At 49.3% G+C, this 24,123-nt stretch carries 23 protein-coding genes; 17 read left to right on the forward strand and 6 right to left on the reverse strand.

Annotation, left to right across the window (positions count from 1 at the left end):
- Positions 1 to 612 precede the first annotated feature (612 nt).
- The 10 genes from murQ (at position 613) to MKZ07_RS02245 (ending at position 11,428) form a co-directional block, all read left to right on the forward strand.
- On the forward strand, positions 613 to 1,518 hold the full coding sequence (gene murQ / locus MKZ07_RS02200; protein ID WP_036695676.1) for an N-acetylmuramic acid 6-phosphate etherase: 906 nt from the start codon (positions 613 to 615) through the stop codon (positions 1,516 to 1,518).
- 22 nt (positions 1,519 to 1,540) lie between these two features.
- Positions 1,541 to 2,980, forward strand: a complete 1,440-nt coding sequence (locus MKZ07_RS02205) for an ABC transporter substrate-binding protein (RefSeq protein ID WP_341024233.1) — start codon at positions 1,541 to 1,543, stop codon at positions 2,978 to 2,980.
- A gap of 115 nt (positions 2,981 to 3,095) precedes the next feature.
- A complete protein-coding gene (locus tag MKZ07_RS02210; RefSeq protein ID WP_036695674.1) occupies positions 3,096 to 3,998 on the forward strand; it encodes a carbohydrate ABC transporter permease in 903 nt (300 codons plus the stop codon).
- A gap of 17 nt (positions 3,999 to 4,015) precedes the next feature.
- Positions 4,016 to 4,876: a carbohydrate ABC transporter permease gene (locus MKZ07_RS02215; RefSeq protein ID WP_036695673.1), complete on the forward strand. Its 861-nt coding sequence runs from the start codon at positions 4,016 to 4,018 to the stop codon at positions 4,874 to 4,876.
- Positions 4,873 to 6,096, forward strand: coding sequence for an anhydro-N-acetylmuramic acid kinase (locus MKZ07_RS02220; RefSeq protein ID WP_051493614.1), 1,224 nt, complete (start codon positions 4,873 to 4,875; stop codon positions 6,094 to 6,096). Before MKZ07_RS02215 ends, MKZ07_RS02220 begins: the two co-directional genes overlap by 4 nt.
- Positions 6,093 to 7,064: a GNAT family N-acetyltransferase gene (locus MKZ07_RS02225; RefSeq protein ID WP_327196385.1), complete on the forward strand. Its 972-nt coding sequence runs from the start codon at positions 6,093 to 6,095 to the stop codon at positions 7,062 to 7,064. Before MKZ07_RS02220 ends, MKZ07_RS02225 begins: the two co-directional genes overlap by 4 nt.
- Positions 7,065 to 7,066: 2 nt before the next feature.
- Complete coding sequence (locus MKZ07_RS02230) at positions 7,067 to 7,771, forward strand: PIG-L deacetylase family protein (protein WP_036695672.1); 705 nt, start codon at positions 7,067 to 7,069, stop codon at positions 7,769 to 7,771.
- A 1-nt stretch (position 7,772) separates the two neighbouring features.
- Positions 7,773 to 8,915 (forward strand): exo-beta-N-acetylmuramidase NamZ family protein, encoded by a 1,143-nt coding sequence (locus tag MKZ07_RS02235; protein ID WP_036695671.1) that lies wholly within the window; start codon positions 7,773 to 7,775, stop codon positions 8,913 to 8,915.
- Positions 8,916 to 8,932: 17 nt separating this feature from the next.
- Positions 8,933 to 10,495, forward strand: coding sequence for a glycoside hydrolase family 3 protein (locus tag MKZ07_RS02240; protein ID WP_036695670.1), 1,563 nt, complete (start codon positions 8,933 to 8,935; stop codon positions 10,493 to 10,495).
- Positions 10,496 to 10,507: 12 nt separating this feature from the next.
- The gene (locus MKZ07_RS02245; protein WP_036695669.1) at positions 10,508 to 11,428 is read left to right on the forward strand and encodes an N-acetylglucosamine kinase; all 921 of its coding nucleotides are present in this window, start codon (positions 10,508 to 10,510) and stop codon (positions 11,426 to 11,428) included.
- 106 nt (positions 11,429 to 11,534) lie between these two features.
- Here the strand turns inward: MKZ07_RS02245 and MKZ07_RS02250 are convergent, their stop codons facing one another.
- Together MKZ07_RS02250 and MKZ07_RS02255 are read right to left on the reverse strand one after the other, a co-directional pair.
- The gene (locus MKZ07_RS02250) at positions 11,535 to 12,749 is read right to left on the reverse strand and encodes a GNAT family N-acetyltransferase (protein WP_341024247.1); all 1,215 of its coding nucleotides are present in this window, start codon (positions 12,747 to 12,749) and stop codon (positions 11,535 to 11,537) included.
- Positions 12,750 to 12,792: 43 nt separating this feature from the next.
- Positions 12,793 to 13,347: a TetR/AcrR family transcriptional regulator gene (locus tag MKZ07_RS02255; RefSeq protein WP_036695667.1), complete on the reverse strand. Its 555-nt coding sequence runs from the start codon at positions 13,345 to 13,347 to the stop codon at positions 12,793 to 12,795.
- Between the two features lie 147 nt (positions 13,348 to 13,494).
- On the opposite strand from MKZ07_RS02255, the gene MKZ07_RS02260 reads away from it, so the two are divergent.
- From MKZ07_RS02260 to MKZ07_RS02290, 7 genes are all read left to right on the forward strand, one after another.
- A complete protein-coding gene (locus MKZ07_RS02260; RefSeq protein WP_036695666.1) occupies positions 13,495 to 14,397 on the forward strand; it encodes a ketopantoate reductase family protein in 903 nt (300 codons plus the stop codon).
- A 94-nt stretch (positions 14,398 to 14,491) separates the two neighbouring features.
- Positions 14,492 to 15,112 (forward strand): hypothetical protein, encoded by a 621-nt coding sequence (locus MKZ07_RS02265; protein ID WP_341024250.1) that lies wholly within the window; start codon positions 14,492 to 14,494, stop codon positions 15,110 to 15,112.
- A 60-nt stretch (positions 15,113 to 15,172) separates the two neighbouring features.
- Complete coding sequence (locus MKZ07_RS02270; protein WP_143804308.1) at positions 15,173 to 15,568, forward strand: hypothetical protein; 396 nt, start codon at positions 15,173 to 15,175, stop codon at positions 15,566 to 15,568.
- 198 nt (positions 15,569 to 15,766) lie between these two features.
- On the forward strand, positions 15,767 to 17,113 hold the full coding sequence (locus MKZ07_RS02275) for a citrate transporter (protein WP_341024254.1): 1,347 nt from the start codon (positions 15,767 to 15,769) through the stop codon (positions 17,111 to 17,113).
- 33 nt (positions 17,114 to 17,146) lie between these two features.
- A complete protein-coding gene (locus MKZ07_RS02280; RefSeq protein ID WP_036695663.1) occupies positions 17,147 to 19,279 on the forward strand; it encodes a hydantoinase/oxoprolinase family protein in 2,133 nt (710 codons plus the stop codon).
- A 41-nt stretch (positions 19,280 to 19,320) separates the two neighbouring features.
- Positions 19,321 to 19,998, forward strand: coding sequence for a hypothetical protein (locus tag MKZ07_RS02285; protein WP_200869211.1), 678 nt, complete (start codon positions 19,321 to 19,323; stop codon positions 19,996 to 19,998).
- A 17-nt stretch (positions 19,999 to 20,015) separates the two neighbouring features.
- Entirely contained in the window at positions 20,016 to 20,675 is a 660-nt protein-coding gene (locus MKZ07_RS02290; RefSeq protein ID WP_036695691.1) for a GntR family transcriptional regulator, read from the forward strand.
- 103 nt (positions 20,676 to 20,778) lie between these two features.
- On the opposite strand, the gene MKZ07_RS02295 is transcribed toward MKZ07_RS02290, so the two are convergent.
- The 4 genes from MKZ07_RS02295 to MKZ07_RS02310 form a co-directional block, all read right to left on the reverse strand.
- Positions 20,779 to 21,927, reverse strand: coding sequence for a DUF2812 domain-containing protein (locus MKZ07_RS02295; protein WP_036695661.1), 1,149 nt, complete (start codon positions 21,925 to 21,927; stop codon positions 20,779 to 20,781).
- Positions 21,924 to 22,217: a PadR family transcriptional regulator gene (locus tag MKZ07_RS02300; protein WP_235218454.1), complete on the reverse strand. Its 294-nt coding sequence runs from the start codon at positions 22,215 to 22,217 to the stop codon at positions 21,924 to 21,926. The genes MKZ07_RS02295 and MKZ07_RS02300 overlap by 4 nt, the downstream gene beginning before the upstream one ends.
- Positions 22,218 to 22,371: 154 nt before the next feature.
- Positions 22,372 to 23,058, reverse strand: coding sequence for a DUF7002 family protein (locus MKZ07_RS02305; protein ID WP_036695659.1), 687 nt, complete (start codon positions 23,056 to 23,058; stop codon positions 22,372 to 22,374).
- Complete coding sequence (locus MKZ07_RS02310) at positions 23,055 to 23,933, reverse strand: YihY/virulence factor BrkB family protein (RefSeq protein ID WP_051493610.1); 879 nt, start codon at positions 23,931 to 23,933, stop codon at positions 23,055 to 23,057. Before MKZ07_RS02310 ends, MKZ07_RS02305 begins: the two co-directional genes overlap by 4 nt.
- Positions 23,934 to 24,123: the final 190 nt, after the last annotated feature.

Genomic DNA, 24,123 nt, shown 5'->3' on the forward strand with positions numbered 1-24,123 from the left:
CCCGCAAAGTACCTGAGTTATCATCGAAGCTAAATCCCCACTTTGTGGGGTTATTTTATTGCGTTTAGTTCACCTGATCTCGCCTGAGGTGGGCTGCGAACGTAATTGAAGAGCAGATGTGCACTTGAATTGGGTTTGATACTCTCCCTCTTAACAGCGGAGCGTGCTCACCAAGCGTCGTACTTAAATCATGCGCATAAACCAAAAAGGAGGTGTCTTATTTGCCGTTTGCCGGCTTCTGAAGACACATCTGCTTCACAATATCCTGCGCCGCTTTGTTCTTCCCTTAGTCATGTCAGATTATCTACACCTTAGAATGTTTGATTTTGGCGAAACTAATGACTCGTTTTTCAAGGATGCGGCAGAAGAAGTGATAAGAACGTTTGACAAAAGTGAAAATTGTATATTGTAAGCGCTTTATAAATGTGATATAACTGATTATACAAGTCACTGAAATAAAAAATCGGAATAATATTCATAAATAAAATTTTATTTCAAAATCTATTGACGGTTTTAGGAATATATATTAGTATAAAAATTAATAAATGTATGGTATTCTAACATCATTTGTTAGATATATGTAATTTATATTTAAAAAGAAGGAGGATGACTATGAATGACTACCTTGCGGGATTAACTACAGAAGCCGTGAATCCGGACACCCTGATGATTGATGAATGTACAACTGAACAAATGGTCCAGTTAATGAATCAGCAGGATGCTCTGGTCTCCGCAGCCGTCGCTAACGAAATTCCGCAGATTGCAAGGGCGGTAGATATTCTGCACAACAGGCTGTCTGCCGGCGGGAGAATGTTTTACATAGGAGCCGGCACATCCGGAAGATTGGGTGTTTTGGATGCTTCCGAATGTCCTCCTACCTTTGGTACAGATCCTTCCCTGGTACAAGGATATATCGCTGGGGGTGATATTGCTTTACGGAATGCGGTTGAAGGCTGTGAAGACGATGAGGAGGAAGGGATCTCATTAGTCGAAAGCATCGGGGTGACAGAGCAGGATGTAGTTATCGGCATTTCGGCAAGCGGGAGTGCCAAGTTTGTGATTTCAGCTTTGGCGAAGGCGAAGGAGCTTGGGGCAGCTACCATCGGTGTGTGCAACAACAAGGACTCCAAGTTTGAACCCATTGTAGATATTTGTATTTCACCTGTTGTAGGACCGGAGGTCATTAGCGGCTCGACCCGGTTAAAGGCGGGAACGGCTCAAAAGCTGGTGCTTAATATGCTTACAACATGTACTATGGTCAAATTAGGGAAAACGTATAACAACTTAATGGTTGATTTAAAAGCCAGCAATTTCAAGCTGATAGACCGCTCCCTCCGCATTATTATGAATACGACGGGGGTAGAGACCCAAGCCGCCTCAGAGACACTTAAAAAAGCAGGAATGAATTGTAAGCTGGCCATCATGATGATTAAAACGGGGTTAGATGCAAAGGCGGCAGAAGAAGCGCTTGAAGCAAATGGAGGACGCCTCAAACAAGCGATCCTATCATTGAATTAGAAAATCGAGGAGGCTGCTATCGATGAAAAAAAGAAATGGTTCAACGCTGCTTTTGTCAGCAATCATGATGATGTCGCTGTTATCCGCCTGTGGAGGGAACGCAAATAACACTGCGGATTCTGCAAATTCCGGAAACACAGGCAGCGGCGGTGCGGGAAAAGATACAATAACTGCATTATTACCTCCGGTATCGGCTAATTACCAGGCCCGCTTTGCTGATATGGAAAAAGAATTTAATGCACTGCATCCTAATTTGACGCTGAAAATCGAACCGGCGAGTTGGGAAGATATGACACAAAAGCTGGATACACAAGTCAATGCAGGCTCCCCTCCGGATATTGCCTGGATCGGTGCCTCCGGACTTTCGAAATATGCAGCACTAGATGTACTAATCGATCTGAACCCAGTCCTGTCTGACGAAGTTAAGGCGGATTATGACGAAGTTCCAATGAAGTATTTTCAATTGGGGAACGCCCAGTACGGCCTGCCCGCGTATATGGAAATCCACACCATCGGCGGTAATAAACAATTCCTTGAAGAAGCCGGAATTGACTGGAAGAGTATTCAGCAAAACGGCTGGACCTATGATGAGTTCCGGAAAGCTATTGCAAAAGGCGTAGTAAAAAATGATAAAGGTGAAACCAGCCGTTACGGTTTCGTATTCGCGACCTCCGGTGTAACTTCTAAAGATTACCTGGCTATTCTTGCTAAAACTGCGGGTCTGCCGGATTACTTCGACAAGGACCTCAAATACACGTATACAAGCAAAAAATTCCTGGGCCTGCTGACAGCGATCCGTGAAATGATCGACGATGGTTCTATGCCTAAAGAGTTAAGCTCCATCGATGCCGGCAAACGCTGGAATATGTTCCTGACCGGCCAAACGATGATCACCGGTAAAGGCTTGTCGGCATTTGAAAACTCCGCCCGTCTGAACAATGAGAAAATTAAAGCGAACGATGGATCAGCTGTTGCGGATTCGATCGAAGTGGATTACATTTCACTTCCTGTACCAACCTTCAACGGTGCCGATTATATCCCTACTTCCATAGTAGATGGTTATATCGCACTCCGTGGTAAAAAAGAGCCTTCAGAAGAACATATCAAAAATATTGCCCTGGCGGTGAATTTCCTGTCTTCCGGTTCGATTGCTGCCAACTATAGTAATGAGCTGTTCTTAACACCAATTACCGAGTCTGCACGTAAAGCAGAAGTGCTTGAAAAATTCCCGCGTAACGAAGACAACGTAGCTGCAGGTAAAGCAATGATGGCCAAAGCGCTCCCGGCCCGCACAGATATTCCTACGGAGCAGGCTGCTGAAGCGCTCAAAATTGAAACAGAAGTGATTATTCCTAAACTGCAGGCATTGCTTGCCGATGAGATTACCCCGCAAGAGATGTATGATGCAGTTAAAGCAGCTGCCGTCAAATCCTTCGGTGAAGATGGTGTGGTCGCTGACTAGATTGCCATATAGGCCGGCATGTGAAGTGAAAGCTGTACGAAGCTTAAACGTACAGCTTTCCTTCTGAATGTAGGCAAGCAGAAGGTACTTTTTTGAAGAAGAGAGGTGCGGCCCAATGAATCAATTGTTGACCAAAAGAAAAAAGCTGAAGCTCGAAAGTGACTCTGGCTGGGGATACGCGTTTATCGCAGTAGCACTTATTGCATTTTCTTTATTTACTGCCTATCCGGTAATCAATGCCTTTATAATCAGCCTGCAGAAATATCGTCCACTAGGGTCCACTTATGTCGGCCTGGAGAACTTCGTCAATTCCTTTTCAGATGAGCTGTTCTGGAAAGCGCTGAAAAATACATTGGTCTATACGCTGTTAACCGTTCCATTTAATATTTTACTGTCCTTCCTTGTTGCCATTCTGATTATGCCTTTTAAGAAAAAAACACAAACTATATTTAAAGCGGTATATTATTTGCCGGCTGTAGCTTCAGGGGTATCTCTTGCTGTCGTATGGCTGTGGATCTTTGATCCGCTAAAATCAGGTATTGCCAATCAAGCGGTCGGACTTTTTGGTATCAGTAATCAGAACTGGCTGGGTTCGAGTGCAACGGCCATGTTTTCACTTGTATTAATGTCCTGGCTGTCAAGTCATGGTACAGCGATCATTATCTATCTGGCTGCACTGCTCAGTATTGATAACAGTTATTATGAAGCAGCTGATATTGATGGGGCGACTTTTTTGCAAAAGCTGCGGTATATTGTCATTCCTTTCCTTAAGCCAACAACGCTATTCCTGCTGGTTACAGGGGTCATAGGTTCCTTCCAGGTGTTCCAGAACGCTTATCTGATGACAGGCGGCGGACCAGACCATGCCACAACCATGGTGGGATTGTTAATCTTTAACAATGCGTTCACATATTTCGAGTTTGGGGAGGCAGCGGCCCAATCCTTGCTTCTGGCAGCGGTTATTGCCTTGATCTCATTCTTCCAATTTAAGATTTTAGGTAAAGACATAGAATACTAGGAAAGGGGCAGAAACCTATGGGGTTGTTCAACAATAATATCAAAAGCAAAGGATCGCTGTTCGCCCGTAATGGTCTGATCATTACAGCCCTTCTCCTGTTTGCCGCAGCGACCATTTTCCCGATATACTTTATGATCATTTCCTCGTTCGGTGATCCGGTAGAAGCTGGCGCAATGAGCTATTCGCTGATCCCGGCAAAGATTTCCTTTGAGTCTTATAAATTCTTTTTTAACTTCAGCGCCCATTCCTGGGATTGGTTAAAAAATTCTTTTATTGTAGCAGCTTGTATTACGGTATCAAACGTATTTTTCGCCACGCTTGCAGGATACGCTTTTGCCAAAATGAAATTTAGAGGAAAAGGCATTCTGTTCGCTATTCTGCTGGGGTCCATGATGATCCCTACTCAAGTCACCCAGGTTCCGCTGTATATATTGATCGTGAATATTTTTGAATTGCAAAATACGTATACAGCGCTGATTATGCCGAGCATTGTCACGGTGTATAACATTTTTCTGGTCAAGCAGTTCATGTCCTCCATTCCGGTGGAAATTATTGAAGCTGCCAAAATCGAAGGCTGCTCCCAGCCTAAAATCTTCTGGTATATCATTATGCCGCTGTCCAAAACGGTTATGGCCGTGCTGGCCATCCTGACGTTTATGGCAGCATGGAATGACTTCTTCTGGCCGTTCCTGGTTACCAACACCATGGATATGCAGACGATTCAGGTGGGACTCAAAAACTTCCGTTTTGCGAATACCACTTACTTTGCACCTATGATGGCCGGGGCAACTATTTCTGCCGTTCCGATGTTTATTTTGTTCTTCAGCCTACAGAAGTATTTCCTTGAAGGAGTAGCCGTCGGAGCGGTGAAAGGATGATGGGCGGCCCAGCTGAAGTAAATGTTACCTATCTGGTTGGCTTGATGTCCGGCACATCGGTAGACGGTATTGATGCAGCGGTAATTAAACTTTCGTCTACGACGGACACAGAGTATGGAATAAAGACGGAATTACTGGCTTTTGAGAATACTCCGTTTCCAGCGCATGTCAGAAGTTCGATATTCGAGCTGTTTGATCCTTCCAAGGCTACGGTGGATAAGGTAGGCGCAATGAACATGTGGCTGGGGGAATTATACGCCCGGGCAGTAGTGTCGGTGATCCGCAACTGCGGGCTTGCGCCTTCCCAAATATTTGCGATAGGATCCCATGGCCAAACGATCTATCATGCACCGGAAGAGAAGAGGATGGACGGCTATAACCTGCACTGTACGGTACAGATCGGAGAAGGTGCAGTGATAGCGAACCGGACGGGCATTCCCTGCATATCAGATTTTCGGGTTGCTGACATGGCAATGGATGGACAGGGAGCGCCTTTGGTGCCTTTTACTGAATATTTATTGTTTAACCATCCGGAGAAAACATCACTTTTGCAGAATATTGGAGGAATAGGGAATGTAACGGTTCTTCCTGCCAATGCTTCTCCCGAAGAGGTGTATGCCTACGATACAGGGCCCGGAAATATGATTATTGACGGTCTTGTATCCCATTTATTTGCGCCAATGACGATGGATGCCGGTGGTGAAATTGCTGCGGGCGGTGAGGTTATTGATCAGCTTTTGAAATGGATGCAGCAGGATGAGTATTATACGCTGCCTTTACCGAAATCTACGGGCAGAGAACGGTTTGGACAACAATATGTTGCTCAAATACTTCAGATGATGGAGGCGAATCGCTGGAAAGCTGAGGATGTAATTGCCACGGTAACACGCTTGACAGCATGGAGTATTGCCGACAGCTATGAACGTTATATTGCCCCGCAGCATCAGGCTCAGCGATTGCTGGTTGGCGGCGGAGGGAGCTATAACCCGACGTTATTGCGCGATTTGCGGCAGTTATTTGCTCCCTTCGGAGTGCAGGTGCTGACACAGGAGGATATTGGCGGCAACAGTGATGCCAAGGAAGCCGTTGCTTTTGCTGTGCTGGCTTATCATACGATGAGACGTCTGCCGAATAATATCCCTCAGGTAACCGGAGCTTCCCGGCCGGTAGTCATGGGCAAAATTTCTTGGCCCTACCCGGAACACAGGGGGTTGGAATGATGCAAATCAGACTCTTCTCCATGGAAGATTTTTCTGGAGTGGTCGCGCTCTGGAACCGGGAGGCTACGAAGTATGACTACAAGCCGTTTACCGAACAGGAATTTCAGGACACATTTATTAATCATGCTTATTTCGATGCGGAGTGTATGTGGGTAGGCTTTAATGAACAAGGGATTGTAGGTTTTGCAGCCGGCTGCAGCGGGGATGACCTTCCGCTCGGCGATGTGGCGGGCTATATTACGACCGTAATTATAGATTCGGGTGCCGCTTCTTTAGAGCTGTACGATGCCTTTTTGCAGCGCATGGAAACAAGGTTCCGGCAGCTTGGGAAAAGTCAGGCGGAGGTGTTGTTCTTTAACCCTGTTAAGCTGAAATGGACGATTCCAAGCGCACCGCAGCATGAACACAATAATGCCCCGGGTATTAGTACAGACCAGCCGTTATATGATGCTTTAATCGCCAGAGGGTATACAGACCGGGCGACACAATGCGGCATGCACCTGAAGCTGGGTGACTTTAGTGTTCCTGAAGATATTGCAGTCAAAGAAAGCAAAGCAAACAGAGAAGGCTATCAGGTTACTCATTATGCCCCCGCTGTTCATAAAGGGCTTGAAGCCATGCTTGCAGCCCTGCAGAATCCGCAGTGGGAGAGGGATGTAGTAGCATTTGTAAAGAATGGTGAACCTCTTGTGGTGGCAGTTCATGGCAGTGAGGTTGTGGGTTTTGCAGGTCCAATTATGGTCGAACCGGATGGCCGGGCATTTTTTTGCGGGATCGGGGTACACCCGGAGTATGAGGGACATGGTCTGGGCAGTGTCCTGTTTTTCCGGATGGTTGAAGCTTTTCAGACTGCAGGTTGTCAATATATCTCTTTGTTCACTGGCAGCAATAACCCGGCTCTTCGAATCTATCAAAAAGCAGGATTTCTTGTTGAAAAACAATTTTCCATATTGCGGAGGGAGCTGTAAGGATGAGCGGAAAGTTGACGGTCTTAGCGATTGGAGCGCATGTTGGGGATGTGGAATTGGCGTCCGGAGGTGTACTGGCCAGCCATAGCTTAAAAGGAGACCGGATCGTAACCTTGGCTTTAACTCCAGGTGAAAGAGGCGTGCCGGCCGGGCAGGATATGAAGGAGTACCGCCAGCAAAAAATCAAAGAGGCAGAGAGTTTCGCTGATATGCTGGGCGGTGAAGCCGTTGTTTTTGATTATTGTGACGGAGAGCTGCCAGACAATCAGGAGATTCGGCTGGAGGTCTGCGATGTGATCCGCCGCGTGAAGCCGGACATTATCATCACCCATTGGAGAAACAGTATGCATAAGGATCATGCTCTGACCCATCATATCGTGAACGATGCAAGGTTTTTTGCCAGCCTGTCCTCTTTTGAGCGTGAGCTTCCTGCTCATTTTGCCGCAAAGCTGTATTATTCGGAAAACTGGGAAGATGCTGTGGACTATGTCCCTTACGTATACGTGGATTTTGATCAGGCGGCTTATGATTTATGGATTGAGGCGTTAGGCCAGCATTGGTTTGTGACGAACAGCAAATCTTTTAAATATATGGATTACTATAAAGCGTTGGCCGTTGTCCGGGGCTGTGAAGCAAGAAAAACCTATGCCGAAGCCTTCATGGTCCCTGCCGAGACGATGAAAATCAGACAATCGGGGCTTGCGTGATATGGTATTAAACGGGATTGATTCTATTGTGAAGTATCTTCATCTGTTCAAAGGTAAACGTGTGGGGTTAATTACCGCGCCGACAGGGCTTACCAAAGATTTCAGATCCACCATTACGATATTACACGAGAATTGTAATCTTACGGCCATGTTCTCGCCTGAACATGGTGTCCGCGGCGATCTGGATGCAGGGGCATTAGTGGAGACGTATACGGACCCTTTTACCAATGTTCCGGTCTACAGCCTGTACCGCAAAGATTCCAAACGTTTAACAAAGGAAATGCTGGAGAAGGTAGATATCCTTGTGTATGATATCCAGGATGTTGGTGTACGGTATTATACCTTCATTTATACGATGCTGTATGCCCTTGAGGATTGTGCTGCGGCAGGCGTGGAATTTGTTGTTCTCGACCGGGTGAATCCGCTGAACGGGGTGAACGTGGAAGGGAATATCCTACAGCCCGCCTTCAAATCCTTTGTCGGGAATTATGAGCTGACTGTCCGGTACGGCCTGACCGCAGGTGAAGTGGCTGTCATGGCCAATGATCAGATGAACTGGAAGGCATCGCTTCATGTCGTTCGTCTGGAAGGCTGGGAACGGAGCATGTCTTTCCCGGATACAGGCTTAACCTGGGTTCATCCTTCACTGGGAATTCCCCGGTATGAAACCGCGCTGTTATATACAGGCACCTGCCTATTTGAGGGAACAAACTGCTCTGAAGGAAGAGGCACAACCTTCCCCTTTGAAATGATTGGGGCTCCCTTTATTGAGGCGCAGCAGCTGGCAGATGAGATGAATGCATTGCGCCTTCCAGGCGTGTATTTCCGTCCGGTTCATTTCAAACCAACGTCCTCTAAGCATTCTGGAGAGCTGTGCGGCGGCGTTCAATTATATATTACAGACCGCCAGGTGATCAAGCCGTTAGAGATAGGCGTAACCTTATTATTTACGATCAGGGACTTGTTTGAGCCGTTTGCATTTCTGCCTCCCGTGAAGGAGGGCTCACGTCCTTTTATTGACTTATTGGGCGGAAGCAGCATCTACCGGACGAAGGATATTCAGGCTAAGCAGCTGCTCGAACAGTTTGCAGAGGACAGCAGGCAATTTGCAGAAATGAAACAGCAGTATCATTTATATCACTAGCGGATGGTGAATAGCGGATGAGAACGATAGAACAAATGAGCTTGCGTGAGAAAATCGGACAAATGTTCGTAACAGGCTTTCCGTCAACGGAGATGTCCCCGGAGCTGAAGGAAGTCATTGAGCAGTACAAAGTCGGAAATATTATTTTATTCTCCCATAATATCAGCAATAAATATCAATTAGGCGGGCTTGTTGCAGAACTGCAGCAATGGTTCACCACACATACAGGCATTCCGGGCTTTATTACGATTGACCAGGAAGGCGGCCGGGTGACCCGGATGCCCAAGGACGCGACGAATGTAGCCGGAGCCATGGCAATAGCCTCTTCAGGACGCCCTGAAAATGCTTATGCAGCAGGCAGAATAACGGCCCGGGAACTACAAGCATTAGGCATTAATTTCAATCTTGCGCCCGTGATGGATGTTACCAGTAATGCGCTCAATCCGGTGATCAACGTCCGCTCTTACGGGGATTCGGTTGAGACGGTATCGCAGTACGGGATTCAAATGATGAAGGGCTTGCTCGATGGCGGCGTAATGTCCTCGCTGAAGCATTTTCCCGGTCATGGGGATACCGATGTCGATTCACACATTGGCTTGCCTGTCATTAACAAAACGGTGGAGGAGCTAGAGCAGCTTGAACTGCTGCCGTTTAAGGCTGCAATCGGGCAGGGGGCCGAGGCCATCATGAGCGCCCATATTTTATTCCCGCAAATCGAAACGTCTGGTGTACCGGGAACGATGTCTTATACGATTATTACAGAGCTGCTTAAAGGGAAATTGGGATTTGAGGGGCTGGTTGTCTCCGATTGTCTGGAAATGGATGCGATTAAACGCTATTACGGGACGGCAAAAGGTGCACTCGAAGCCGTTAAAGCAGGGATTGATCTGGTGTTCATCAGTCACACGCCTGCAACGGTTAAAGAAGCGGTTCATTTAATAGAAGAAGCTGTAGCGGCGGGTGATTTGGATGAAGCGGTTATTGATGCAGCTGTTGCCAAAATTCTAGCCTATAAAGCCCGCTATACGCATGTTGGGGAACCGGATTACGGGATCGTGGGCTGCGAAGTTCACCGCCGGGCGAACGAGCTGATGCGTACGGAAACGATCTGCCTGATTAAAGGTGAGACCCAGCCCGTTCAGGCAGGGGATGGGCAGGTCTTGTTTGTGGGCTCCTATGCCTACCGGACCGACCTGGCCTCCAGCAGTGTGAATCAAGAGCTTAGCTTCCCACAGTATATGGGTGAGCATTTTGCTGCAGCGTATGAGCTGATCGGTATTGATCCGGACGAGGAGCAGATTAACGAAGTGCTGCACAAGGCTGAAGGGTACAAGCATGTTGTTATCGGGCTGTTCAATGCGCGTGAAAATACAGGCCAGCTGGCGCTTGTGCAGAAGCTTGTGGCAGCAAACTGTAAAGTAACGGCAATTACCTTGGGCCGGCCGTATGATTTAGCTTTAATCGAAGGCGGGTTTTGCGGCATTGCAGCCTTTGAATATACTCCGGATGCATTCAAGTCCCTTATTCCCATCCTGAATGGTGAGGTAACACCGGCTGCCAGTATTACGATTCAGCTATAGGGGGACATCAGTATGGCATTTATTGTTGGCATGGACGGGGGCGGCACCAAGACAGCTGTCATTGTTACTCATGATGATCAGGAAGAGCCTGTACTATCCTTTACGGCAGGGCCTATTAATTATAATGGCGGCGATGCCGGGGCTATTGCTGCCGCTTTCGGGGAGATTTTTAATCAGATAAGGTCCTGCTGCACAAGCCTTGCGGAAGTTAATCATGTATGTATAGGAGCGGCAGGCGTAAGCAATCCGGCAGTAGCCCGATTTTTGGAGCAACAGGTGAGAGATAACGGTTATAGCGGGCCGCTAACGATTACCGGGGATCAGGAAACCGCACTATATGGAGCCCAGAATGCGATGCAGGGTATTATTCTCATTGCCGGTACAGGCTCCATTTGCTTCGGGGTTAATGAAAAGGGAGAGCGGCACCGCACAGGAGGCTTTGGTCATCTGATTGATGATGAGGGAAGCGGATATTATATCGGGCGTGAGCTCTTGTCCCTGCTGGTTCAGGCAGAGGACGGAAGAACAGCGGATACGATGATTCCGGCGCTGGTCTATAAGCAGCTTGGACTTGGTACGGTGCAAGAGATCATAGGTTTTGTCTACCACAAAAATACAACGAAGAAAGATATTGCAGCGCTCGCCCCGGTGATGACGGCAGCATGCGGGCTCGGGGACGCCCAGGCGCTAAAATTGGCGGAGCAATGTGCAGCCGGTCTGTTTGAGCTTGTGGTGCCTGTGATTGAGCGGCTGAAATTATATGAGAGTAAGGTTGCAATTGCCGGAAGTGTGCTGCAGAAATCCCGTTTTGTAAGAGAGGCCTTAGAGCGGAAGCTTGCCCGCAGCTACCCGCAGACCCAGCTGATTATGCCTGTTCATAATGCAGCCTATGGTGCTGTACTGCTCGGAAAATCAAAAATGAGTAACGGGTAATCCTATGAATGAAGCAAAGGAAGGGTGTGCCATAAGTCCGGCAGTGTTGGACTTGCGGCACACCCTTTTTCCGGTGAATAAACAACTCCGGGGTGACAGGTTACGTTCAAAATTTGTCGGTTAAATAAAACACGGCCTGCTGCTTCGGGAACAGGGCCTGCAGAATATCAGCATGTCGGGCAGGGGTCCCAGCTTCAGCTGCGCCTTCCGCATTATAGCCGAAGATGATATAAGAGATCAGATTCCGCTCATCCACTTCTATGGATATCCGGGACCCGTCCTGACTATTCCCGGAAACGGAAAGCCGCTTCTGGCGGTAGTCGAGGCAGATATTGTCCTCCCCGCATTGCAGCGTTATGAACAGCTCCTGTTCCGCCATCAAGGCATTGCCGTTAAGGCGATGCTCCAGTTCAGGCTGAAGCTTGTGGAAGGTAGAATACAGGTTGATCATTTTCCACATTGCCATATTAATGGGGACGGGCTCTGCCTGAAGCTGCTGATAATAGGCATACAGCTTGTGATCCTCAGGAAGCATCGCCATGATGTGCCTGGCCTTCGGCCGAAGACGGCATAATTCATGAAATAAGTACTCCACGCCGTCCGCTGCCTCATCCAGATAGATGAGTTCGTTGATAAATACCTGTTCGGTGTCCTTTTTTTCTATCATGCCATAAGCGACTATTTTATGATTGTGCTGAAGCAGCAGACAGTCCGCCTTGTTCCATTCCGGCCAGCGGATCAGATCCTTCCAGTAGGTTTCATTACGTACTACAGTATAGGTGCGGTTCTGATTGAATTGTTCATAAATAGCACGGATATCCTCAAGATAACGGGGCTCAAAAGGTATAACCTCGTAACCGCCCGGCTGCCCGCCCCGCGCCTCATTTTCAACAGCGTAAGCAGTCTCGGGAATCAGTCTCCAGCCGGCCTTTTCATAAAATGCATGCTTGCTGGCCAGAAGTACACTTATATCATAACCGGCTTCTCTCATGTAGTCTGTTTGTGCAGCAAGAATTTTGTGTGTCAGCCCCATGCCGCGATAATTGGGATCTGCAGCGACGCTGCCCATGGCGCCCGTCTGCAAGACCGCTTGGCCGACTCTGATGGAAAGCGGAAAGATTTGAACATTGGCAGCAACCTTGCCGCCGACCGTCGCAAACCATGTGGTATCCGGGTCATAGGAGGTGTCGAGGTCTAATCTTTCCTGGAAATACCCCCGGCCTACGGCAAAACATTCATCTAAAATATCGTAAATCTGTTCAAGCTGTTCTCTGCCCGGCCTGTTGGTTACGCTTATATTTTGTTCTGGTGTTGTCGTCATCTTTGCTTTCCTCCTGGGTCGCTATGCTAAAAACAGAGTTCATTCAGAATCCTTCATCAGAATAAGCCGAAACCCCTCTTGAATATAAGTTCTCCGCTAACTTAATAAATTCTTCTGGCGGTATATCCTTTTCCTGCTGGAGCCAAAGGCGAAATAAAGAAAGGGTAGATGTCAGATAGAACTCAATGAAGTATGGCGTTAAGGAATGGTTTTGCGGAAGGTTCAGGAATTGTTCCATGGGGATGTCTCTTTTTAAGCGTGCTAAAAAACGGGGGCTTCCATAATCGCCCAGAAGGGCATGGAGCGCCAGAAGATGTTCTTTTCTGTCCAGACAAGACAGCGCATCCTGAACCGAATGCATCGACAGCTCGTTACCGGCTAGTTCTGCTTTGATGTCATGGAGCAAGTTATTTTCCACAGTGTCCAGAAGTTCGTAAATGTCAGTAAAGTATTGATAAAAGGTACTGCGGTTATACCCTGACCGGCTGGCGATTTCCTGGATGGAAATTTTCTCAACCGGCTTTTGGCTGTATAGCTCACAAAACACATCTATAAACTTTTGTCTTGTTTTCTCCGTAATTTGGGGCTGCTTGTTCATGTTTCCCTCCTGCCTGCGCATAAGATATCATCCGACAGATATTAAAAAACTGATGATTGATCAAGAAATCCTAAAGCTTTATGATCACATCATACAACATGTTGTCGGATAATCAAATGGGGATATTAAAGGGCAGGAGTGATTATAATGTCAGCAGAGCAAAACAGAATTTTAATTTTCGGTGCAGGTGTCATCGGGAGTATTTATGCAATAAAGTTTATGGAAGCAGGATATGACGTTAGTCTGTTTGCTCGTGCGGACAGGTTCAGACTTTTACAAGAAAAAGGCCTGCAATATAATGACAAAGGTACAGTCAGAACGGTTCCGGTGAAGGTCATGGATACGCTCGAAAATGACGATATATACGATTTTATTTTCGTTACCGTTCGTTATGACCGGGCCGAATCCGCATTGCTCGCGCTAAAAGATAATCAAAGCCAAAATATAGTTACGATGACCAATAGCCCGATTGGATTTTCTTCGTGGCAGGGGATTGTAGGGGATAGACTATTACCGGCCTTTCCCGGCTTCGGCGGACAGATTAAAGATGGGGTCCTGCACGCACGGTTCATGCCCAAGCTTCTAGTGGCTACCGCATTGGGAGAAATGAATGGCGCAGTGACGCAGCGCATCTTAAAGCTCGCACAAGTATTTCAAACCGCCAAGCTTCCCTACGCTGTAAAAAAGGATATGCAGGCGTATCTAATCACTCATTCCGTATCAGACATTGCCTTGCTGGGCAGTTTGTATGGCGGCAAACCGGAGATTGCCCCTGTAACACCCGGAACCAGACAGACGGCACGCCAAATAACAGTTACTTTAAAAGCGTATCTAAAAGCAATCCGTGAGGCAGGTGTTGCTGTTGATCCGCCCGTTTTTAACATAGTCCCTAAGCTCCCAAGCTTCATCCTGGATGTTCTCTTCATTGCCTGGCTGCGCACAAACATGGTTAAGGATATGCTGCTGCCGGATTATGCGAATGCTGCGAACCAGGAGGTTGTGCAGCTAGAGAAGGATCTGACAAAATTTCTATCTATTCAGAACGGCTGATGAATCGTTTGTTCCGGTATTGTAACCCGTCTGTTTATTCTTCACTTCCAGCGGATGGTAAGGTTGAAGAACTGAAGCAGGCGGGAGGCTTACCATGATAACAAGATTAGGGAAGATACTGAAAATATCGATATTGGCGGTCTGCCTGGCTGGATGCAGTCAGGCGGCACAGCCCGCAGACGAACAACACACCCCGGTTACTCCAACTCCGGAACATGCAGCACTAGAAGAGGATCTGATTCCGCGCAATACCTCCGAACCTTTTATCGGGCGAATCGATTTGGATCAGGCGACGGAGGAGTTCATCTATGGCACCTGGAAGGTGGACAAGCTGCTGGGATTCGCGAATTCCTATAATGACGCGTCTGAATATCCTACAGGACAGGACATCATTGGGGATGAACTTGTGATTCATAAAGATTACTTCTCCTCGATGGGGCTAGAGGGCTATGAAGCGTACCAATACGAGTTCACCAATCCCCGCTATAGTATAACCCAGAGGCATTATAACGGGGATTCCTTTTACAGAGTGAACAAATTGAATCTGTCTATGATCGGGACCAACGATGTAACGACCGACATAGAGGTAACTGAGCCTTCGCCGGGACTGGGTGTACCGCTAAGCTTCATCGATGTGAATCATAACAAGCTGATCCTGTGGATCGAAGCCGCAACGTTTGAGTTGATAAGAGTGGACGAATCGGGTAATAAGTAGTCTAAGTACTGGAGTCTATAATGACAGGAGTGAGCGCATATGAGCTGGGATGTACTTATTATGAAAACGAAATACGATTTTGAAGCGCCGGAGGAAGAACAGCCGCCAGTGCCACCGCTGGGACAACGTGATGAAATCATTGAGAAGCTGACCCGCCGCCTACCGAACCTGGATTACCGGGATAAGGCTTGGGGCGTCCTTGAGGGCGAGGGGTTTTCGATTGAGTTCAACACAGGTGACGAGGAGCTCGTGGATTCAATTATGCTGCATGTCCGGGGCGGGGGAGCGGTGATGGATACCCTCTGCTTGATCTGCGAGACACTGGAGGCTTATGCCCTGGACACATCGGATACCGGCTATATCGACTTTAAGCAGCCTGAAGCAGCGGAGCAATCCTGGGAGCAATTTCAGAAGTATCGTGACCAGGTGATTAACAAACATAACGGAAGAGTTTGAAGTGAACAGAGGCGCAGGATGGATCACATCTGCAGCCTCTGTTTTGCGTTTTGAAGTGTTTGGAAATAACATGCAGAAGGGTATTGACGCCTAATGAAGTAGCATGTTAATATTTTCACGTGGCAAACTAACATGTCAGTATACCCAAATAGCATGTTAGCATGTTAACTAATTTATCCTACTTCAGGAGGTTATTTTGTGGATGTGGCTAATGTTGTAATCGGTTTCATTATGGTCTTATCATTTTTTGGATTAGTGTGGTATTGCGTCAAGGGGTATAACCTAATGGTTGGCTTCTTCGTCATGTCGGTGCTGTGGACCTCGATTGCTCTGATCGGAAATAGCATTCATCCTACCTCCGTGATGGAGGGCAAGACCTTCATTGACGTGCTGACGAATGTGTTCCAGACGGGGCCTGAGAACTACGGGAAGGCGATACTGGTTAATATCTTCTTCGGCGCCTTCTTCGGCAGAGTCCTGATCGACACAGGGATTGCCGCTACGCTGATCCGTAAGGTCGTAGAGCTTGGAGGAGACAAACCAAGAATCACCATGTCCCTGCTGTGTATCGTTACCGCTGTAATCTTCACCTCCATGACGGGTATCGGCCCGGTTATCTCCATTGCTGTCATCGTGCTGCCGATCATGCTGTCGCTCGGGATTCCATCACCGATTGCCTTGTTCTCCTTCATGGGCTCGATCATGGCGGGGATCTTCGGGAACATCGTGAACTTTAAGCAATATCAGGCGATTTTTGCAACAGCCAATGAAAGTTATGCCAGCTACGACTATAATACATATTTCAAATTCGGTATGATTGCGATGGCTGTATCTCTGATCGTGGTGCTGGTGGTATCTAATGTGATGATGAACCGGAAGCTCTCACGGGCCTGGGCGGCTACACCGGATAGCGGAGCTACTGTAGATGCACCTGCCATCTCCTGGATCTCGATCATTCTGCCGGTAGTGGGTGTAGTGGTGTTTAAGGTGCCGATTATTTTCGGATTTATCTTCGCCGCCTTGTTCGCCCTGCTGACCTGCGGTAAGCTGAAGGGTGGTTTTGCAAGCGTTTGCAGAATGCTGTCGAAGCAGTTCGCGGACGGAGCTATTGATGTGGCACCGATGATCGGGTTCCTGCTCACGCTGTCAATGTTCAACAATGCGGCTACCTATGCTTCCCCTTATTTCAAAACCCTGCTGGACGGCGCAATGCCCCAGACTGCGCTGCTCTTGTGTATTGTATTCGCCATCCTGACACCGCTCGGCTTCTTCCGCGGTCCGATGAACCTCGTCGGTTCGGGTTCGGCCATCCTGGCCGTTGTGGTGGCAACCGCAGCCTGGCCGGTACAATTCCTCTATCCGCTGTTCGCCATTACTACTGTTGCACCGCAGCATTTGGACGTAACACAGTCCTGGGTTGCCTGGGGCTTCGGCTATACGAAGGTTCCCGCCAAGGAATACATGAAGATGTCGATTCCTACGGGCTGGATTATCGGGATTATTCTCTGCGTGATCGTATTCTTCATGTACGGAAATTTGGTTTAACACACTATTAATGAAGAGAAACGGAGAAATCATATGAGTACAATGGTTAGAATGGGTATAGATGTGGGGGGAACCCATACCAAGGCAGTTGCGATTGACAATGCGACACATGAGATTATCGGCAAATCGTCCGTCAAGACAACACATGACCATGCCACAGGCGTAGCCGCAGGTGTGGTGAAATGCTTCATGAATTGCCTGGAGGAGAACAATATCCGTCCTGAGGATGTAGTGTTCGTGGCTCACAGTACAACGCAGGCTACGAATGCGCTGATCGAGGGCGATATTGCCCAGGTGGGCATCATTGGCCTGGCCAAGGGCGGTCTGGAAGGCTGGCTCGCCAAGCGGCAGACCCGGCTTCAGAATATCGATCTGGGCAACGGTAAGGAGATCAAGATCTACAATAGCTTCCTTAATGTTAAAAAAATGTCCGAAGCCTCCGTGCTGGCGGTCATTGACGAATTGAAGCAGCAGGGGGCACAGGTTATTGTGCCTTCAATGGCTTTTGGCGTAGATAACGGGCGGCCTGAGGAACTGGTCTATATCGAAGCGGAGAAAAAAGGCATGCCGACCACCATGGCCTCCGACATTACGAAATTGTACGGGCTGACCCGGAGAACCCGAACAGCGGCGATTAATGCAAGCATTCTGCCGAAGATGCTGGATACCGCCAATTCCACAGAGAAGTCTGTGAGGGAGGCCGGGGTCCATGTTCCACTGATGATTATGAGAGGCGACGGCGGCGTTATGGAGATCACTGAGATGAAGAAGCGGCCTGTTCTGACTATGCTCTCGGGCCCCGCGGCCTCGGTCATGGGCTCACTGATGTATCTTAGAGCCTCTAACGGGGTATATTTCGAGGTCGGCGGCACGACAACCAATATCGGTGTGATCAAAAACGGCCGTCCCGCCATCGACTATTCCATCGTCGGCGGTCATCCGACCTATGTCAATTCCCTGGATGTACGGGTGCTCGGCGTGGCCGGCGGGTCCATGATCCGGGCGAACAAAAGTGGAGTGGTCGATGTCGGACCCAGATCGGCGCATATCGGCGGACTGGATTATTCGGTATTCACCGATCCGGATAAGATCAACGGAGCGCAGGTCGAATTCTTTTCTCCGAAGCCGGGTGATCCTGCTGATTATGTGGCGATCCGGCTGGAGAACGGGGAACGGGTGACGATCACGAACTCCTGCGCGGCGAATGTGCTGGGACTGGTGAAGCCGGAGCATTTCTCCTACGGGAATGTGGAAGCGGCCCGAAGAGCGATGCAGGCGCTGGCGGATTACTGCGGAACAACGGTAGAAGATATTGCCAAGCAGATTATGGAGAAGGCGTATGCAAAGATCGAGCCGATCATCCTGGCGCTGGCCGAGAAATACAAGCTGGAGAAGGACCAGATCTCCCTGGTGGGTGTCGGCGGCGGAGCGGCTTCGCTGATTGTCTATTTTTCCGAGAAAATGGGCCTGAAATACAGCATCCCCGAGAATGCAGAGGTTATCTCTTCCATAGGGGTTGCTCTGTCGATGGTCCGGGACGTTGTAGAGCGGATTATTCCGTCTCCGTCCAAGGAAGTGATTGCCGCCCTCAAGATGGAAGCCATGAACAAAGCGATTCAGAGCGGGGCCACACCGGAGAGCATCGAGATTCATATTGATATTGATCCGCAGACCTCCAAGGTTACAGCGATTGCTACCGGTTCTACGGAAGTGAAGACGACCGAGCTGCTGAAGGAATGCGATGAGGCCGAGCTGCAGGAGCTGGCGGCGAAGGATATGCGTATCCCGCTGGAACGGACCAAGCTGCTTGAGAAGACCCGGTATGTCAGTATTTTCGGCGAATTGATGGATAAATCCGGTGAAGCCGGGGCGGTCCGCATCCTGGACACCAAGGGCTTCATCAAAGTGCAGAGAGGCCGGGCTATGGCACTTAAGACCACTGCGGGTGATTACCTGGCTGCGGTTAAGCAGCTGTGGGAGGCTATGGCTGTGTACCAGACAGAGCTGATTGCCAGACCTGACTTTTACCTGTGCATCGGTGCCCGTGTCATGGACTTTACGGCATCGGACTTCGAACAGCTGGAGCTGTTGATGGATATTGAGGTATCCACATTCGAGCCGGACACGGAGATCGTTGTCGTGGCGGCTAATATCAAGCAGAGCTAGGAGCCGCGCGGAAGTGCATGTAGACAGGGGGACGTATGCAAGTGCAGACGAAGCTGGGAGAGCTGCTGTATCCATTACTGGAGGTTGACCATGAGGCTTGGGGAATGTATGCCTTCTCGAGAGACATTCTGAACCGGCGGATTTCGCCGGAGACGAAGCGGGAAATGCTAAAGCAGGCCAGAGCCTGCGGCATAGAATATGCACAGCGGATGATACTTGAATATGGGACCCGTGATGTCAGGGTGCTTGCTGAACGTATGAACCTGAAGCTGGAATTCAAGGATGCGCTCATGACCGGCAAGCGTGTGCTATTCGCCTCCTATACCCCGCCGGACCGGATCGAAATCATGGAAGAACCCTTGCGCAGAGCGGCGGAGCAGGTACGGGAGGCGGGTCCTGGTCTAGTTGAACTTTTTCCGCAAGCTGGTATAATGAATACTATCCTTGGCCACGAAATTTATCATTTTGTAGAAGACCGGTTTGCACAGGAAATATACACCCGGACCGAGCGCATTCTGCTATGGAAGCTGCTGGGCCTGAATAATTATTCTACAATACGCACCTTAAGTGAAGTTGGAGCCATGGCTTTTACACAGGAACTGAACAGACTGCGGTATTCGCCGTTCATTCTGGACATTCTGTTGTATTACAGCTACGACTCAGCCAGTGCGGAGACAATAACCCGTGATGTACTAGGAGTGAGTTCAGGGAAGGTGTAGGGAAGCCGTTGAAGATTATGAATAACAGTAATTCACTGAATGATGTAACTTACAATAGAATAAAAGAAGACATCATGAATATGACGCTCGAGCCAGGAATGGATGTCAGTGTGCAGAAGCTGTCTGAACGCTATGGCGTCAGCCGGACGCCGGTACGGGAAGCAGTGGTCCGCCTTCAACAGTCAGGACTGGTGGAAATATATCCTCAGCGCAAAACTGTAGTCTCCAAGATTGATCTGCAAAGAGTCCGCGAGGAATGGTTCATCCGGACCTCCCTTGAATCTGCTGTAATCGATGAATTCATCCGCAAATGCAGTGAATTGGTCGCAGATACGATGCAGGAACTGATTAATAAGCAGAAGAAATATATGGACAAGAAATACTTCAGAGAATTCTATATTAAGGACAACCGGTTCCATCAGCTGATCTTTCAGACGGCCGGGGAGGAGTTATCCTGGTTCACCATCGAAGAGGTAGCATCCCATTACAATCGTATCCGTCTGCTCTACGGGAAGATGGAGGGGGTGCAGCCGTCCGATATTGATAAGCATGTGAAGATGGTTGCCGCTACCCGCAAGCGGGATGCGGAAGGGATGCGCAAGGTCGTGATGGAGCATTCCAATACGCTGCTGGACCGGGTCCAGAGCATGTCCAAGGAATACCCGCAATTCTTCTGATCATACAAGTGATAAGCTTAAAGGCGTATACTGAAGTCTTCTCCGCATGGAGCGGGACTTCCGGTATACGCCTTTTGTTGAAATATAAGAAATGATATAGCTCCTATTGCTGCTTGAGCCGCCGGTAATATAGCCAGGTTCTGCCCGCGAACGAGCCGAAGAGCAGAATGGAAAGGAACATAATTGAAGTGTTCCACGCTTGGGAAGCAGTGATCCCGTCCCGCAGCATGCCATCAATGAAGGCCGACAGATTAAAGCTGTAGAGCAGGATCATAGGCAGGAACAGCAGGGTATAGCTGATGGCGATTGTACGTGCCTGCTTCAGGCGGTGGACCGGATCACTATAGATTTCCTGCTGCTCCGCAGCGTTCTGCTCCTCCCGGCTCCAGAGGGTCCATTTCTGCAGAGAGAAGGAAGAGCTGTAGAGCCTCGTCCAGCCAGCCTCCTGGTGCAGCTCGAAATACCCTTCATCGGCCATGACCTGATAGTCGGCGTGATAGGTCATGCGGCGCGGACGGCCCTTGCTGAAATGGAACAGCGTTCCTCCGAAGCCTACTTTATAGAGATTCCATCCGTGCTTCTCTTTGTCCTCCAGCCATTGCTCCAGCCGGTCAGGGGCGTACATCCAGCTGGGCTTCATCCGCGCCATCGTAGTGCCGGCAGGCTTCTGCGGTCCGGGAGGCTTCTTCAGGTCCTGATGGTTTAGCAGAAATACCTTACTGGCAGCCTGGAGCTTCACTATTGAGTAAATTGCAAGAACAAGCAGGGCCAGGGCTCCCGCTGCTGCGGCCCAGGTAACGGCCCACAGCGGACTTGGCTGAATGCGGACTGGAGTATCCTGATTGAAGGTGAGTCCTAGTACAAGCAGTGGAATAAGTGCAATGAGCAGCAAATACACCAGGATCCCCATGAAAAGATAGGAGATGATGCGGTTACGCCTCAGGACATCCTTACGTGAAGGATAGGCGCTAATCTGTGACGGCAGCCGGTCATTCTCGTACAGGCTCCATTTGCCTTGCTGCAGCCGCCTGCTCCATCCCTCTGCGGCAAGATAAGGAGACATGGATGAATGCTTGGATGAATGATAAGCCAGCTGATAAGTTAGCCGGATAGGCTCAGCCTGCCGGAAGGTAAAGCGCCGCCGCAGTAAGCTCCATTCTTCCACACGCCATCCCTTGCCGGCCATATCGGCCAACCAGGCTTCTGTCCCCGGCAAATCATAGCTCCAAAAGGGCCGAAATACAGTTCTCAATTGAATTCCTCCTCACTGGTGACGGCGTTGCGGTGAAGTTCCTTTAACCTGCCGATTTCAGCGCGCATGACTTCCTTCCCCAGCTCAGACACCTCGTACACCGTCTTTCTCTCTTCATCGGCAAATACGGTAATCAGTCCATCCTTGTTCATTTTGGTCAAGGTTCCATATACCGTACCGGAGCCCAGCCGGAGCCGTCCTTCCGACAATTCCTCCACATGCTTAATAATTCCATATCCATGGCGCGGCTTGGTTAAGGACAATAGAATATAGAAGGCCGTCTCTGTCATGGGCACGTACTTTTTTAGAACCTTTTGCGTTGCGGACACCGCGTTCACCTGCTTCGTCAATTCATTGTGCCTAGTCATGGCTAAGAAAATATGTCATGTTGTGACTATGTCATAATGTGACTATATCACGATGCGACATATAATTCAAGCAGAGCTACAGTGGCGAAAGAAGCAGAGGCTGGCACAATGGCTGCCAGAGCTCAGGTACAAGCTGGGACTGTGAACAGTAGACCGTCTGTAAATACTGGCTGATCGGGGCCAGCTTATCCTGGGCCAGCACCTCCTTGATCTCGGACGGCTTGACGGGGATAGCTTGTCCGTTAGAGGACATGAACTCGGCTAGGGGAAGCAGCATAGCGCAGCTCTTGCGGTATGACATGCGGTGCGGGAACCTGGGGGAGCTGCCGGAATCGTATTTAGACAGCTTGATGCGGGCGTAGTGACCCGCCAGGACGCTGCGGGCATCGAGCTTCAGCACAGCGAAGACCTCGCCCGGCTCTCTGCGCGAATACATTGCAGCCATTGCGAGGCAATCGCGCCAGGTCGCCCACAGGAACACATGGCGGTCCAGGCAGCGGCGGAACTCTTCCGCCGTTGTCCCCGGAGCCATCGCCTCAGGCGTAATGCGCAGATGGGCATTCAGCGTCGCGGCTTGCCCGGTATAGCTTACCCGGTGCGCCGCAGTCCGCCGCTCTCCGGCTGCATGAGCGGGGCTCAGCACCGCAGAGGAATAAATGGCGTCAAGGGCAGCCATGGCGGGCAGATTCACTGCCCGGGTGAAATGATAGAAGGAGGTACGGAGCGGGCTTTTGGTAATGGCGTCAATCAGGGAGGGGTTCATGGGAGCTTCTGTCCTTTGAAGGAGCTGAAGGGCATACTATTCACCCTGCGGTTCAGCAGGACCGCGTTGATCTCGCCTCCGGCCAGGATAATGAATGAGCTGATATAGAGCCAGATTAGCAGCACTGTTACGCCCCCGAGACTGCCGTAGGTTTTGGAGAAATCACTGAATTGATTGACGTATACCGAGAACAGAATCGAGGTCGTAATCCAGCCGATGGTGGTGAACAACGCCCCAGGCATGACCTCCCGCAGCGCCAATCTCCGGCTGGGAGCGATCCAGTACAGCAGGGTGAAGACGATGAACATCACGAACAGCGGAATCGCGTATTGCAGCAGATCCCAGAGCTTTTGGAATCCGTAGGGAAGATCAACCAGCAGGAAGACTTGCGTCTTAAGCCAGCTGCCAAGGACCAGTAGCAGAATGCTGAGCAGTACGACGAATCCGATTGTCAAGGTAGCGAGCAGGGCGATCCCCCGGATTTTCCAGAACACTCTGCTCTCGTCAATCTCGTAGGCACGGTTAAGCCCCTTGATGATAGCATTGATTCCTTTGGAGGCGGCCCACAAGGTAGCCAGCATCCCGAAGGACAACAGTGTCTGGCTGCGTCCGGCAGATACATCCTGCAGAATCTCTTCTATAATAGAGATGGCTTCGGCGGGCATGATCTGCTCCAGCTGCTCTATATTTTTCTCCAGCGAGATATTCGCATACCCGATCAGGGTCATGATGAAGATCAGAAAAGGAAACAGGGACAGGATTAAATAATAGGTCAGCTGCGCAGCGATGCCCTGGACATCATCGGCGCCTATTTTCACCCATAGCTGCTTGATGAACTTGAAAGTGCCTCTTCTACTGCCGGAAGTGCTGTTCATAGGGCCCTCCTTCATGAATTCCCGGATAGGCTAACCTGGTAGCCAAATCGTTCCATATATATGTATACCCCGGTGAAATATCCTTTAGTCCGACGGGGTCGTTTTTATTGTAGCATAACGGGATTAGCTCCATTAAATACACGTGCTGATGAACGGACGCCCCTTACAGGAAATTTAGATACGTTTATCC

It is taken from the genome of Paenibacillus sp. FSL P4-0338 (genome assembly GCF_038002365.1).
Lineage (GTDB): Bacteria > Bacillota > Bacilli > Paenibacillales > Paenibacillaceae > Paenibacillus_AQ.

What these genes read in the sequence shown, in the direction of transcription:
- MKZ07_RS02230 (WP_036695672.1), top strand. Translation starts at nt 7,067, where the DNA reads ATGAGCGGAAAGTTGACGGTCTTAGCGATTGGAGCGCATGTTGGGGAT.
- MKZ07_RS02305 (WP_036695659.1), bottom strand. Translation starts at nt 23,058, where the DNA reads ATGAACCCCTCCCTGATTGACGCCATTACCAAAAGCCCGCTCCGTACC.
- MKZ07_RS02215 (WP_036695673.1), top strand. Translation starts at nt 4,016, where the DNA reads ATGGGGTTGTTCAACAATAATATCAAAAGCAAAGGATCGCTGTTCGCC.
- MKZ07_RS02225 (WP_327196385.1), top strand. Translation starts at nt 6,093, where the DNA reads ATGATGCAAATCAGACTCTTCTCCATGGAAGATTTTTCTGGAGTGGTC.
- murQ (WP_036695676.1), top strand. Translation starts at nt 613, where the DNA reads ATGAATGACTACCTTGCGGGATTAACTACAGAAGCCGTGAATCCGGAC.
- MKZ07_RS02300 (WP_235218454.1), bottom strand. Translation starts at nt 22,217, where the DNA reads ATGACAGAGACGGCCTTCTATATTCTATTGTCCTTAACCAAGCCGCGC.
- MKZ07_RS02280 (WP_036695663.1), top strand. Translation starts at nt 17,147, where the DNA reads ATGAGTACAATGGTTAGAATGGGTATAGATGTGGGGGGAACCCATACC.
- MKZ07_RS02220 (WP_051493614.1), top strand. Translation starts at nt 4,873, where the DNA reads ATGATGGGCGGCCCAGCTGAAGTAAATGTTACCTATCTGGTTGGCTTG.
- MKZ07_RS02240 (WP_036695670.1), top strand. Translation starts at nt 8,933, where the DNA reads ATGAGAACGATAGAACAAATGAGCTTGCGTGAGAAAATCGGACAAATG.
- MKZ07_RS02290 (WP_036695691.1), top strand. Translation starts at nt 20,016, where the DNA reads ATGAATAACAGTAATTCACTGAATGATGTAACTTACAATAGAATAAAA.
- MKZ07_RS02265 (WP_341024250.1), top strand. Translation starts at nt 14,492, where the DNA reads ATGATAACAAGATTAGGGAAGATACTGAAAATATCGATATTGGCGGTC.
- MKZ07_RS02235 (WP_036695671.1), top strand. Translation starts at nt 7,773, where the DNA reads ATGGTATTAAACGGGATTGATTCTATTGTGAAGTATCTTCATCTGTTC.
- MKZ07_RS02255 (WP_036695667.1), bottom strand. Translation starts at nt 13,347, where the DNA reads ATGAACAAGCAGCCCCAAATTACGGAGAAAACAAGACAAAAGTTTATA.
- MKZ07_RS02210 (WP_036695674.1), top strand. Translation starts at nt 3,096, where the DNA reads ATGAATCAATTGTTGACCAAAAGAAAAAAGCTGAAGCTCGAAAGTGAC.
- MKZ07_RS02250 (WP_341024247.1), bottom strand. Translation starts at nt 12,749, where the DNA reads ATGACGACAACACCAGAACAAAATATAAGCGTAACCAACAGGCCGGGC.
- MKZ07_RS02270 (WP_143804308.1), top strand. Translation starts at nt 15,173, where the DNA reads ATGAAAACGAAATACGATTTTGAAGCGCCGGAGGAAGAACAGCCGCCA.
- MKZ07_RS02205 (WP_341024233.1), top strand. Translation starts at nt 1,541, where the DNA reads ATGAAAAAAAGAAATGGTTCAACGCTGCTTTTGTCAGCAATCATGATG.
- MKZ07_RS02245 (WP_036695669.1), top strand. Translation starts at nt 10,508, where the DNA reads ATGGCATTTATTGTTGGCATGGACGGGGGCGGCACCAAGACAGCTGTC.
- MKZ07_RS02260 (WP_036695666.1), top strand. Translation starts at nt 13,495, where the DNA reads ATGTCAGCAGAGCAAAACAGAATTTTAATTTTCGGTGCAGGTGTCATC.
- MKZ07_RS02310 (WP_051493610.1), bottom strand. Translation starts at nt 23,933, where the DNA reads ATGAACAGCACTTCCGGCAGTAGAAGAGGCACTTTCAAGTTCATCAAG.